Source organism: Limnothrix sp. CMB-01 (genome assembly GCF_055193175.1).
The window spans coordinates 3081504-3094031 of the sequence record NZ_CM143720.1 but is presented as its reverse complement, the minus strand read 5'-3'; the positions used below and the strand labels follow the sequence as shown (position 1 = coordinate 3094031).

Annotated in this window: 10 protein-coding genes; 2 read left to right on the top strand and 8 right to left on the bottom strand. The window is 55.2% G+C overall.

The genetic code is table 11. The features are described from left to right. Positions 1 to 76 precede the first annotated feature (76 nt). A complete protein-coding gene (locus ACZA91_RS12900; RefSeq protein ID WP_463182528.1) occupies positions 77 to 1147 on the top strand; it encodes a YdcF family protein in 1071 nt (356 codons plus the stop codon). A 254-nt stretch (positions 1148 to 1401) separates the two neighbouring features. On the opposite strand, the gene ACZA91_RS12895 is transcribed toward ACZA91_RS12900, so the two are convergent. Beyond that, positions 1402 to 2034, bottom strand: a complete 633-nt coding sequence (locus tag ACZA91_RS12895; protein WP_190535278.1) for a methyltransferase domain-containing protein — start codon at positions 2032 to 2034, stop codon at positions 1402 to 1404. 245 nt (positions 2035 to 2279) lie between these two features. On the opposite strand from ACZA91_RS12895, the gene hemH reads away from it, so the two are divergent. Further along, the gene (gene hemH / locus ACZA91_RS12890) at positions 2280 to 3443 is read left to right on the top strand and encodes a ferrochelatase (protein WP_190527009.1); all 1164 of its coding nucleotides are present in this window, start codon (positions 2280 to 2282) and stop codon (positions 3441 to 3443) included. 71 nt (positions 3444 to 3514) lie between these two features. On the opposite strand, the gene ACZA91_RS12885 is transcribed toward hemH, so the two are convergent. The 7 genes from ACZA91_RS12885 to hoxU form a co-directional block, all read right to left on the bottom strand. Next, entirely contained in the window at positions 3515 to 4567 is a 1053-nt protein-coding gene (locus ACZA91_RS12885; protein ID WP_099535044.1) for a dihydroorotate dehydrogenase-like protein, read from the bottom strand. A 138-nt stretch (positions 4568 to 4705) separates the two neighbouring features. Then, complete coding sequence (gene nifJ, locus ACZA91_RS12880; protein WP_463182525.1) at positions 4706 to 8323, bottom strand: pyruvate:ferredoxin (flavodoxin) oxidoreductase; 3618 nt, start codon at positions 8321 to 8323, stop codon at positions 4706 to 4708. A gap of 48 nt (positions 8324 to 8371) precedes the next feature. Next, a complete protein-coding gene (locus ACZA91_RS12875) occupies positions 8372 to 8956 on the bottom strand; it encodes a hydrogenase maturation protease (protein WP_463182523.1) in 585 nt (194 codons plus the stop codon). Between the two features lie 313 nt (positions 8957 to 9269). Continuing rightward, positions 9270 to 10709 (bottom strand): Ni/Fe hydrogenase subunit alpha, encoded by a 1440-nt coding sequence (locus ACZA91_RS12870; protein WP_463182521.1) that lies wholly within the window; start codon positions 10707 to 10709, stop codon positions 9270 to 9272. Between the two features lie 97 nt (positions 10710 to 10806). Next, positions 10807 to 11169 (bottom strand): hypothetical protein, encoded by a 363-nt coding sequence (locus ACZA91_RS12865; RefSeq protein ID WP_463182520.1) that lies wholly within the window; start codon positions 11167 to 11169, stop codon positions 10807 to 10809. Between the two features lie 15 nt (positions 11170 to 11184). Continuing rightward, positions 11185 to 11778, bottom strand: coding sequence for an NADH-quinone oxidoreductase subunit B family protein (locus tag ACZA91_RS12860; protein WP_190526999.1), 594 nt, complete (start codon positions 11776 to 11778; stop codon positions 11185 to 11187). Further along, on the bottom strand, positions 11766 to 12482 hold the full coding sequence (hoxU, locus tag ACZA91_RS12855) for a bidirectional hydrogenase complex protein HoxU (protein WP_099535039.1): 717 nt from the start codon (positions 12480 to 12482) through the stop codon (positions 11766 to 11768). Before hoxU ends, ACZA91_RS12860 begins: the two co-directional genes overlap by 13 nt. Between the last annotated feature and the right edge of the window lie 46 nt (positions 12483 to 12528).

Here is a 12528-nt window from a genome sequence, read left to right as displayed (position 1 = left end):
AAATTCCTCTACCATTGCCCTAAAACTTGCGGTTAAAACTAACCGGTAGGTCGATCGCCGACGTGGGTGATTTGGAATGTTTGAGACCCTGACCTTTATCTTAATTTGGCTGTTTATCGGCTGGCTGCTCTGGTACTTCCTGTTTCAGGTCAAGTTCATCCCGGTGGCCTACTACACCGGTTTTGGCATTGTCACGATCGCGGCACTGCTGACGATCGCGTTTATGAACCCCGGTGGCCGCACCTCAGAATCGGTGGGCAGCCTTCTGTCCCTGCTTCTGACTCCTCTGGGTCTGTCGCTGCTGTTGCTCTCGCGCTGGGTGCTGCGCGAAGGGCCGGGCAAGTTCACGGCCAATGGGGTGGCGGCTTGGGCCTTTTCGGTGTTGCTGCTGTTTAGCACCCCGGCAATCGGGTTTTTGCTGGCGGGGCAACTGGAGCGCGAAGCCGTGTCCATGCAGGGCTATGGCGATCGGGGATCCGTTGAGGCGATCGTGCTGCTGGGGAATGGCACAACCCGTGTGGCGGGGATTGGCCAACAGCGCATTGAGCTGACCGAAAGCGGCGATCGAATCACATTGGCGGCACAACTGTATCGCGCTGGCCGGGCTAATCGAATTATTGTGAGCGCGGGGTTCCGGCCGGAGCTGAACGCTTACTGGCGACCGGTGAGCAGCGACTGTCGGAACCCAGACGGCACGGCCACACGCTGCCGGGCGGCGGAATCGTCTGACATCAGCGTGTTGTTACAGGAAATGGGCGTGCCAGCCAGCGCGATCGTGATTCCCCGCAGCGAAATTGCCCAAAAACGGGAAGTGGTGAACGTGCGCAACAGCGCCCTGGATGTGCGCGATGAGTTTGGTTCCAACCCCCAGGGGGCCCGCATTGCCTTGGTCACCTCCGCGATCGAAATGCGGCGATCGACCCTGTCGTTCGAGTCCGTTGGTTTCCGGGTTGTGCCGCAACCGGCAGACTTTTACACCCTGCCCTACGATGCCCCGGACATCACCCCCATCCCCTGGCGCTATTTCTCCATTCCGGATCTGGTTCCCAACTCCGAAGGCCTCACCATCAGCACCAAGGTGGTGACGGAATACCTGCAAAGCGTGTTCTACTTCCTGCGGGGTTGGATTTCACCGTTTAGGCTCTAATTTCCGGCTCTCATTTCAAGCTCCAATTTCAGGCTTTTAAACAAGCCGCAGGAAACAGAATCTCAAGGGCTTGATCGGCGATCGGGCTACCGTTTGGCGACCTAAACCAACCCATTGCTCATCAATCCCCACGCTGGGCCAGCCGGTGTGGGGATTGATCGTCTGGAAATTGATCGTTGGAATTGATCGTGGGAATTGATCGCACGGCAATTGATCGCATGAGCAACTCGCAAGGCTCAGCTCAATCGGGACGCTTAGCCCGCAGCACGCTTAGCCCGCAGCACTTGCACCGAGCCACCCGCATAAAACGCTTGAGACACATCACAAAACCCGATCGACTCCAGTAAGCCCGGCACATCTGTTTGCACAAATTCCCAAGCCGTTTCCGTCTCAAACAGCCAGAAGAACGCGGCCACCCCCGGCCAAAACAGCGGGTTGGAGGGGGCATGGAAATCGGAAAACAGAAACCAGCCCCCCGGAACCAGCACCCGATGGACTTCCTGAAAAATTTGGCGGAGCTGTTCAGCCTCCATTTCATGCATGGCGGCGCTGCTGTGAACCACCTCAAAGCTACCGTCCGGAAAGGGCATGGCTTCCGCAAAAGCTTCCACATAGGTAGCTTGGGGCACGGCTGATCGGGCCCGGGCCAGGGCCTTGGGCGAAGCATCCAACCCGGTCACACAGTTCGATCGCTCCACCAACAGCGCCGTTGTTTGCCCCCAACCGCAACAGAGATCCAGCACCCGGGTTTCCGGTTGCCAATCGAAGTTTTGTAACGCTAGTTGACGAAAGCGCCCCTCACCGCCCACCGCCAGGGCCGCCACCCGCGAAATGTTGTCGTATAGCCACTGGTAGCGATAACTCAAATCCCGTAGAATCGTAGCCACAAAGCATCCTTAAAACATTATTGACAATAGCAATCGTCCGTCAGACGGCCCTTCATCAAATTAGGGTCGATGACCGAACGCCTTGAGGATTCTGTGTTTCAGACAGTTGCGAAGTCCCTTGCCGGGTTCCCTTGCCAGGTTCAGATGATGGGGCGATCGCCCGTCAGCGCAAACCTCAAGATATTGTTAATATCAGTTAAGAATCTGAAAAGAAACACCAACAGCGGAACGGGAAGCAAAAGGTTATGGGTCGAGATGGGGTCTTATTGCTCAACCTAGGGGGGCCGGAAAAGCTGGAAGACGTGCGGCCCTTCCTGTTTAACCTATTTTCCGATCCCGAAATTATCCGGTTGCCCAGCCCAATTCTGCAAAAGCCCCTGGCCTGGCTGATCTCCACCCTGCGGGCTTCCAAATCCCAAGAGGGCTACAAGCAAATTGGTGGCGGCTCACCCCTGCGGCAAATCACCGAAGACCAGGCCCGCGCCCTGGAAGGCAAGCTGCGGGAACGGGGCCGCGATGCCAAGATCTACATTGGAATGCGCTATTGGTATCCCTTCACCGAAGAAGCACTGGATCAGATCAAGCGGGATGGCGTAGATAACTTGGCAATTTTGCCGCTTTATCCGCAATTTTCAATTAGCACCAGCGGCTCCAGCTTCCGCCTGATTGAGCGGCTGATGGAAAAGGATCAAACCCTGCAAACGATCGACCATCGCGTGGTGCAGTCTTGGTACGATCGCCCTGGCTATCTGCGGGCCATGGCGGATTTGATTGCCACGGAACTCGATCGCTGTGAAGATCCCAACAGCGCCCACATTTTCTTCAGTGCCCACGGTGTGCCCGTCAGCTACGTGACCGAGGCGGGCGACCCCTACCAGCAAGAAATTGAAGACTGCGTAGCGCGGATTATTCGCACCCTGAATCGGCCCAACCAACATACCCTGGCCTATCAAAGCCGGGTGGGCCCGATCGAGTGGTTGCAGCCCTACACGGACGATGCGATCAAGGAACTGGCCGCCCAAGGGGTGAAAACCCTGGTGGTAGTGCCGATTAGCTTCGTGTCTGAGCACATCGAAACCCTTGAAGAAATTGACATGGAATATCGGGAAGTGGCCGAAGAAGCGGGAATTCATAATTTCCACCGCGTGCCCGCCCTGAATGTCCATCCGGGTTTCATTGAGGATTTGGCCAACCTGGCGATCGAAACCCTAGATGGCAAGGGCATGACCCTGGCCCAAACCTTGCACCCGCCCGACAAGGCCAAGATCTATCCCCAAGAGCGTTGGGAATGGGGTCTGACCACGGCGGCGGAAGTGTGGAATGGTCGCTTGGCCATGCTGGGCTTCCTGGCGCTGGCGTTGGAGTTGATTAGCGGCCGCGGGCCGCTGCACTTGGCTGGGTTACTCTAGCGGAGCGATCGGCCCAAGACCCGGTGTACCTGGGGCGGGTGTGCTAATCCCCGCCCCAGGCTTGTTCAATCTCAGGAAGGCAAGAAGCCGCTGTGAATGGGTGGATCGAGAATCAACCCGTGGCCCGCATCCACCCGGAAAGATTGCAGCGTCTTCAGGTATTGGGCCCGTTCGTAGGCGCTGGGGTCAGGGCAATGGACTTGGCTCATCACTCCTCGCAATTCCTCAACGGAGTTATATTCCTGAGCCTCTAGCCAGGCCACCAGTTCTCGCTCCAGAACGCGCAGATGCTCCAGACCATGGCGCAACAGTACGGAACAAACCTGGGTAATCTTGGCCCCAGCCATCAGCAATTTCACCACATCGGCCCCATGTTGCACCCCACCTGTGGCTGCCAGATCCGTCTCTAACCGGCCATAGAGCAGTGCAATCCAGCGCAGGGGCAACCGCAAATCATTGGCGGAGCTGAGATAGGGAACGGGGCGCACCTCCAGCTCGATCGGGTCGATGTCGGGCTGCATAAACCGATTGAACAGCACCAAGGCATCGGCTCCGGCTTCGTCAAAGCGCTGGGCCATGTTGGCCAGGCTGCTGAAGTAGGGGCTGATTTTGACCGCAACCGGAATGCTCACTTCGGCTTTGACGGCCCGCAGGGTGGTGAGGAACGATTGCTCAATATCCAGGCCGGAAATGTCCGGGTCGCTGGGGACAAAGTAAAGGTTTAGCTCGATCGCGTCGGCCCCGGCTTCCTGGATCGATCGGGCATATTCCACCCAACCACCGGGGGAATAGCCATTGAGGCTGGCAATGATCGGAATGCTGAGGGCGGCTTTGGCGGTGCGAATGTGGTCGAGATAATGCTCGGGGCCGAGACGGAAGGCTTCCGGCTCAGGAAAGTAGGTGAGGGCTTCGGGATAGCTGTCGCGCCCATGGCTGAGATGGTGGTGCAGCTCAAAGCTGTCTTGCACCAGTTGTTCTTCAAACAGGGAGGGCAAGACGATCGCCCCCGCTCCGGCATCTTCTAAGCGACGCAGGTGATCGAGGGAACTGGTGAGCGGAGCAGCGGCCGAAGGTACCAGGGGCGATCGAAGGGTGAGACCCAGATAGGTGGTGTGCAGATCCATAGATTAGGGCGCTAGATTAGGGCGCTAGGTGGGGAGGCTAGGGGCGAAGAGAACTGGGACGGGGTGAGCCGATCGGGCGATCGGCCCATCCAAGGCTTCATTCAGGGGATTTCAGTCAGGAGATTTCAGGAACGGGGCCTAGGACACCGGCTTGGGTTCTGAGGAAGATGCAGCATCCCCTGGCGGCGTTGGGCTGGGGCGATCGGCTGCTGGGGGCTGCCCGATCGACTGGGCCGCCAGGTATTGATAGAACCGCCAGCGGTGGTTAATGTCCGCCTGCGCCTGTTGGGCCAACTGTTGCGCGGCGGCCAGGTTGGTCTTGCTCAACATCTTGAAGCGGGTTTCCATATCCATGGCCGCCGCCACAGGCATCTTCGGCGCAGGGGAATCCAAATGCAGCGGATTTTTGCCCTGGGCCACCAGATCCGGGTTATAGCGATAGAGGAACCAACGACCGCTATCCACCGCAGCTTTCTGGTGAGTCGTTCCCTTGCTCATGTCAATGCCGTGGGCGATGCAGTGGCTATAGGCCAAAATCAGCGAGGGGCCGTCGTAGGCTTCTGCCTCCAGAAAAGCCCGCAGGGTATGTTCGTCACGGGCCCCCATGGCCACGCTGGCCACGTAGATGTTGCCGTAGGTCATGGCGATCGCCCCGAGATCTTTCTTGGCGGCGGGTTTACCACCAGCGGCAAACTTAGCCACCGCGCCTCGGGGCGTTGATTTTGAAGCTTGCCCCCCCGTGTTGGAATAGACCTCCGTATCCAAAACCAACACATTGACGTTTTGGCCGCTGGCCAGGACATGATCCAAACCACCAAAGCCAATGTCATAGGCCCAACCGTCGCCCCCCACAATCCAGACGGATTTCTTGACGAGGTAGTCTGCCACGGCCAGCAACCGCCGAGCATCGGGGTGATTGATCTCGGGGAGGCGCATTTTCAGGCTGGCCACCCGATCGCGCTGTTCCCAAATTTCCGCTTCGGTGCGCTGTTCCGCCTGCAACAGGTCTTGAACCGTGCTGTCACCCAGCTCCCCAGCCAACCGCTTCAGCAGCTCGCTGGCAAAGGTGGCTTGCTGATTCACGGACAGGCGGAACCCAAGGCCAAATTCCGCGTTGTCCTCAAACAGGCTGTTCGCCCAGGCGGGGCCGCGGCCATCGGCATTTTTAGTCCAAGGGGTGGTGGGCAGGTTGCCGCCATAGATCGAGGAGCAACCGGTGGCGTTGGCAATCAATGCCCGATCGCCAAACAATTGGGACACCAACTTCAGGTAGGGCGTTTCGCCGCAACCGGCACAGGCCCCTGAGAATTCAAAGAGTGGCTCTTGCCATTGCTGTTGACGCAGCCGATCGGGATGTAATTTGGCGCGATCGGGATTTGGCAGCCCCAAGAAAAAGTCCCAATTCGTCCGCTCCGCGTCGCGTACCTCATTGGGGTTCACCCAATTCAGCGCCTTGCGCGAGGGGCGCTTGCGATCCTTCGCGGGGCAAATTTCCACACAAAGACCGCAGCCGGTGCAGTCTTCCGGAGCCACCTGAATGGTGAATTTTTCGCCCTTGAAGTCCGGGTCGCGCGTGTCGGCCACCCGGAACCCGGCCGGCGCATCTCCCAAAGCGGACGGATCGTAGGATTTGCCGCGAATGGTGGCATGGGGACAAATGGCGATGCACTTACCACACTGCACGCAAACCTCTGGATCCCATTCAGGCAGTTGCTGGGCAATGTTGCGTTTTTCCCATTGGGACGTGCCCGTGGGATAAGTGCCATCGCAGGGCAAGGCGCTCACCGGCAGTCGATCGCCCTCCCGAGCCATCATCGCCGCCTGCACATTGCGCACAAAATCCGGCGCGCGATCGGACACCATGGGCAACCGATGCAAGGTGGATTGGGCCGATCGAATCGGCACCTCTTGCAAATTCGACAGGGTATTATCCACCGCCCGCAGGTTCATATTCACCACGGCGCTCCCTTTTTTGCCGTAGGTTTTTTGAATCGCCGCCCGAATTTGATTGAGGGCTTCTTCCTGGGGCAACACCCCCGTCAAGGTGAAGAAACAAACCTGCATTGGAATATTAATGTGACCGCCCGTGCCACTCTCGCGAGCCACTTTATAGGCATCAATCGCCCAAAGTTTCAGTTGCTTCCGAATGATAATTTCTTGGGCTTCTAGCGGCAAATGATCCCAAATTTCCTCCGCCGGATAGGCCGCGTTGATCAGCACCGTTGCGCCATCAAGGGCCTTGTCTAAAATTTCGTAGCGTTCCAGGAACATCCACTGGTGACAGCCAATGAAATTCGCACCTTCAATTAGGTAAGGGGCCCGAATGGGGGCAGCCCCAAAGCGCAGGTGGGAAACGGTCATCGCCCCCGACTTCTTGGAGTCATAGACGAAATAGCCTTGGGCATATTGATCGGTGCTGTCGCCAATAATTTCGATCGTGTTTTTGTTGGCTCCCACGGTTCCATCAGCCCCCAAGCCATAGAAAATGGCCGCAAAGGTGCGATCGCCCGGCAAAGCAAAGTTGGGGTCGAAGTCCAGAGACGTGAAGCTCACATCATCCACAATTCCCACCGTGAATCCATTCTTGGGTTCCGGCGATTGCAGATTTTTAAACACCGCCTTCACCATGGCCGGTGTGAATTCCTTGGAAGACAATCCATAGCGCCCGCCGATCATGGTTTTGACCGCCTGGTGTTGCGCCGATTGTTGAACCGTTGCCACCACGTCCAAATAAAGCGGTTCGCCCAATGCGCCGGGTTCTTTGGTGCGATCGAGCACGGCAATGCGTTTGGTGCTGGTGGGCAATACGGTGAGGAAATCTGCCGCGCTCCAAGGACGATATAAACGAACTTTCAAGACTCCCAATTTCTGTCCCTGTTGATTCAGGGCTTGCACCGTTTCTTCAACGGTTTCGCAACCGGAACCCATCAGAATCGCCACGGATTCCGCTTCCGGATCACCCACATATTCAAAGGGCTGATAAACCCGTCCCGTCAGGTTGCCAAATTCCGCCATTACGGATTTCACAATTTCCGAGCAGGCAAGATAAAACGGGTTAACGGTTTCCCGACCTTGGAAATAAACATCGGGATTTTGGGCCGTGCCACGCATCACCGGGCGATCGGGAGTGAGGGCGCGATCGCGGTGCTCCAAAATCGCCGCTTCGGGGATCATGGCTCGCAGATGATCTTCATCCACGGGAACAATTTTTTGAATTTCGTGGGAAGTCCGAAAGCCATCAAAAAAGTGTAGAAATGGCACTCGAGATTTCAAGGCCGCAATGTGGGAAATTGCAGCAAAATCATGGGCTTCTTGCACCGAAGCCGAACACAATAGCGCCCAACCCGTGCCCCGCGTGGCCATCACATCGCTGTGATCCCCAAAAATTGACAACCCTTGGGCCGCGAGCGATCGGGCAGCCACATGCAAGGTCGCACCGGTCAATTCCCCAGCAATTTTGTACATGTTGGGAATCATCAACAGCAACCCTTGGGAAGCCGTGAATGTTGTGGCCAGGGATCCCGCCTGGAGCGCCCCATGTAGCGTGCCCGCCGCTCCGGCTTCGCTCTGCATTTCCACCACGCTCGGCACAGATCCCCAAAGATTGGGCTTGTTTTGGGCTGCCCAAGCATCAGACCATTCCCCCATGGGCGAAGCGGGCGTAATGGGGTAAATAACAATTAGTTCACTGAGACTGTAGGCAATTTTGGCAACGGCTTCGTTACCATCAAGGGTCATGGTTTGGTGGCGTTTCATGGTCATCACTCCAGCAAAAGGCACAGAGAAAAACAGCGGGTAATTGATTTAGATTCGGACGGGTAATTTCAGCGATTCACTAGGCAGATGAAGCGAGGGAAAATGAGTCGTCATGCCTTGTACCTCGTCAATCAGGGTTTGAATGACAACCAACGCCCGCTGCATTCCTTGAATGGCAATTTCAGAAAATTCGCAGCCCAACTCAAAGGACACCGCAGGCACGGCAATTAACCAAGCCGGGGGCACATGGCCATAGAGCCATTTCGTCATGTGCAACAGACTTTCCGGTTGATAGAAATGGCCCAAAAGACTTGGAGTTTCTAGATTTTCAGCGGTGACCGTGGCGGAAGCCGGGGTGGGTGGGCGAATTCCCAAATCTAGCGATCGCAGTTGGGTTTTGGGTGCAGACATTTTCAGGGCATTGCAGTCTAAGGCATCAACAAAAATTACCAAGCCAGCTCCCGCGATCGTATCGGCTAACTCCGGGGTTAATTGATGACAAATGAGGGTTTGAAGTTGTGAATTTTGCCATTGGGAAATGGCTTGGGCGACCGCTGGCCCCACACCGTCATCACTGCGGAGAGTATTGCCATAACCAATCACCAAGATCGGGGATGGAAGATGGGTAACCATAGGGCGATCGCACCTCAAAAACTAGCGAAATTCTGGTCAATGCCATTGAACTGTTTCAACTGAGTCATTTGGTCATTGAGTTCAAGGGGTTGCTCACCCACCGATCAGGAGTTGATCCTGTCCGGTAGTTAATACCATCAGTCAAAACTCAATTTTTCACCTGCAACTCCTAGTAGCATGACAGGCTTAATACATTGAGTCGAAGTTGCGGAGCCAGTCGTGGTAACAAGGGGCTTAAGCCCCTTGCTGCCTAACGATTTGGTGACGGTAATAGCCATGTAATTTAATCCAGCGAATTAAGGCAGCCACGCTACTAGGAAGACCGCTCCAGGGTCTGAATCAGTACCCGATCGGCATTGAACACATCTAGTTTCAGCGGCATTTGCCCCACCGCGTGGGTTGAACAACTCAAGCAAGGATCAAAGGCTCGAATTCCCGCTTCAACCCGATTCAAAATTCCCTCTGGAATCGATCCATCGCTACTGCCTTCAACATAATGTTGAGCAATTTGTTTGATGGTGCGATTCATCGCCAAGTTATTTTGACCCGTGGCAATGATCAGATTCACCGATTGAATTAAGCCGTTTTCATCCACTTGGTAATGATGAAATAACGTGCCCCGAGGTGCTTCGCTCACACCAACGCCATTCAGCTCATTAATACCAGCTTCCGCCCGCACCCGAGGCGACTGCACATCAGGATCATTCACTAACTGTTCGATCGCCTCAACGCAGGCCAAAATTTCAATCAATCGAGCGTAGTGATAGAAAAACGAAGAAGTGGCCACTCGCCCACCGGCCCGCTGTCTAAATCGCTCCAGGGCCCGATCGGCTTCTGGCGTGCCAATGAAGTCACAAATATTCAACCGAGCCAGGGGCCCCACGCGATACACACCATCGGGATAGCCCAAGGGTTTGTAGTAGGGAAACTTCAGATAAGACCAGGGTTCAACGGCTTCGCCAATGAAGGATTGATAGTCATCTTCCGAGAGGCGATCGGCGACAATTTGCCCTTCACTGTCAATGATGCGCAGATGACCGCCGTAATGCTCCCAGCGTCCATCATCACCCACCAAACTCATGAAGAGCGATGGAAATTTACCAAACACATCGATTTCCACCGGATGGGCATCAAGCCACGATTCAAATAGTTCGATCGCGCTTAAAATTGTGGCTCGTGATTCTGGCAATCGGTCTTGAATCCAAGCTTTTCCTTCATCGGACAAGGGATAGCGAACCCCGCCAGGAACCGGCCAAGCCGCATGGATTTTGCGCGCTCCCAGCAGCTCGATCACCGTTTGGCCAAACTGCCGCAACCGAATCCCCGCCCGTGCCAAGTCCGGATTCGCCGCCATTAATCCAAAAACATTGCGTTGGCCTGGGTCACTGTCCCAACCCAGCAGAAAATCGGGGCTGCTGAGATGGAAAAAGCTGAGGGCATGGGATTGCAAAATTTGCCCCAGGTTCATCATTCGCCGCAACTTTTCGCCCGCGATAGGGACACGCACGGCCAAAATTTTGTCGCCGGTTTTTGCAGAGGCCAACAAGTGGCTCACGGGGCAAATGCCACAGATGCGGGAGGTAATTCCCGCCATTTCCCACATGGGTCGTCCTTCGCAAAATTTTTCAAATCCGCGAAATTCAACCACATGAAAGTGGGCATCTTCAACCTTTCCCGCATCATCCAAAAACAGGGAGATTTTGGCATGACCTTCAATGCGGGTGACCGGATCAATAACCAGTTTGGAACTCATAATGCTCGCATGATTTCAGAGGATTACCGCAGTCCAATTTGCCCATTTTCAATGGCTAATTTCTACCGACGCTAGCCCTACTTCACTGGGGTTACGCTTAAGTTAAGCCAGGGAAGCTGGTGACAAACTGAATTTTGAGGTCAGGAAATGCCGTCACAAATTTGATTTTGAAGTCGGGGAAAGCATTGACAAATTGCCACTCACCACACCGATCAGGAAATGCGTTGACGATTTGCACTTTCAAATCGGGGAATGCTTCAACAACCTGCACCGTAAAGTCAGGGAAGGATTCAACAATTTGCACCTTGCCAAATAGGGAGTGCTCTTTGTATTGACAGGTGCTGGAGGAATTGGCCCTGGCTCCTAAGCTCCAAAGGGATAAGATCAGCCCGATCGCCCCGATCAAGAGTCCCCTCGAAAGCCAAAGTCGCCATGGTTGCCGCCGTCGATCGCCTGCCATTGCTGCCCCCTGTTTCTAACCAAATTTCAGATTGGCTGCTTGGGCTTCACCGGTAAAAAGTGACTCCAGGGCGCTTTGAATTTGAGCAGCCGAGGGCGGACAACCGGGCAAAAACACATCCACAGGAACCACTTGATGGACAGGCAAGGCCTGTTTAATCAAGGGCGGCACAATACCCGGTTCTCGAGGATATTGCGGTGATAAATCCGCCAATTCCAGATAGCAACGATCGAGAATTTCTTCAACGGTGGCGCTCGGATTGCGCATAGCAGTTACGTTGCCATTCACCGCACAATCGCCAAAGGAAATTAACAGCTTGCTGCGCGATCGCACCTTTTGGATAAATTCCAAGTTTTCTTCATTGGCAACGGCTCCTTCTGCCAGGCAAATATCCACCTGATCGGGAAAAATCTTGGCATCGCTGCCCACGGGGCTAAACACCACCTCCGCGTATTTCGCCAGCTCAAACAGCCATTCATCTAAGTCCAAAAAGGACATGTGACAACCGGAACAGCCCCCTAACCAAACGGTTGCAAAGCGTAATTTGGGGCGATCGGCTCCTTCCGTTGCCACCGCAGCCCCTTGAGCGGGATTGGTTAGCGTGTCCATTGGTGTTCCTCCCTGGCGGATTGCAAAAATTGCAGGCGATCGCGATCGCGCGTCATTTCCGCAACCGTTGATCCTTTCTTAAACAAAGCACCCGTGGGGCAAGCATCCACGCATTTACCGCAGGATGTGCAAGCATCCACATCACCCCAGGGCTGATCCAAACCGGCAATTAATTTGACCCGTTCGCCCCGGAACGCAATATCCCAAACCCTGGCTCCTTCAATTTCGTCGCACACTCGAATGCAGCGGGTGCAGTAGATACAACGGTTGCGATCGAGTCCGAATTTTTCATGGGAAACATCCACATCCCGCTTGGGAAATTGGTAGGCAAAATGGCTATGATCCATTCCCACCGTGGTGGCCATATCCTGCAATTCACAGTGATTATTGGCCACGCAAACGGAACAAACATGGTTGCCTTCTGCAAAGAGCAATTCCACCAAGGTTCGGCGGTAGGACTGCAACGTGGGCGTGTTGGTTTGCACCGCCATGCCCTCGGCCACTTGGGTCACACAGGCGGGCAATAGTTTGTTAATTCCCGCCACTTCCACCACACAAAGACGACAGCCTCCCACATCCGAAACCCCTTCCAAATGGCACAGGGTGGGAATGGCAATGCCAGCCGATCGCGCCGCCTGCAAAATACTGGCTTTTGCTTCAGCGGCGACCGCCACCCCATCAATTGTCAGCGTTACGACAGCCATACGTTAAATCCCTTCAGTCCCATGAAATTGCTTGCTTCGATCAGCC

What these genes read in the sequence shown, in the direction of transcription:
- ACZA91_RS12860 (WP_190526999.1), bottom strand. Translation starts at nt 11,778, where the DNA reads ATGGACACGCTAACCAATCCCGCTCAAGGGGCTGCGGTGGCAACGGAA.
- ACZA91_RS12885 (WP_099535044.1), bottom strand. Translation starts at nt 4,567, where the DNA reads ATGGATCTGCACACCACCTATCTGGGTCTCACCCTTCGATCGCCCCTG.
- ACZA91_RS12870 (WP_463182521.1), bottom strand. Translation starts at nt 10,709, where the DNA reads ATGAGTTCCAAACTGGTTATTGATCCGGTCACCCGCATTGAAGGTCAT.
- ACZA91_RS12900 (WP_463182528.1), top strand. Translation starts at nt 77, where the DNA reads ATGTTTGAGACCCTGACCTTTATCTTAATTTGGCTGTTTATCGGCTGG.
- nifJ (WP_463182525.1), bottom strand. Translation starts at nt 8,323, where the DNA reads ATGAAACGCCACCAAACCATGACCCTTGATGGTAACGAAGCCGTTGCC.
- ACZA91_RS12875 (WP_463182523.1), bottom strand. Translation starts at nt 8,956, where the DNA reads ATGGTTACCCATCTTCCATCCCCGATCTTGGTGATTGGTTATGGCAAT.
- ACZA91_RS12865 (WP_463182520.1), bottom strand. Translation starts at nt 11,169, where the DNA reads ATGGCAGGCGATCGACGGCGGCAACCATGGCGACTTTGGCTTTCGAGG.
- hoxU (WP_099535039.1), bottom strand. Translation starts at nt 12,482, where the DNA reads ATGGCTGTCGTAACGCTGACAATTGATGGGGTGGCGGTCGCCGCTGAA.
- hemH (WP_190527009.1), top strand. Translation starts at nt 2,280, where the DNA reads ATGGGTCGAGATGGGGTCTTATTGCTCAACCTAGGGGGGCCGGAAAAG.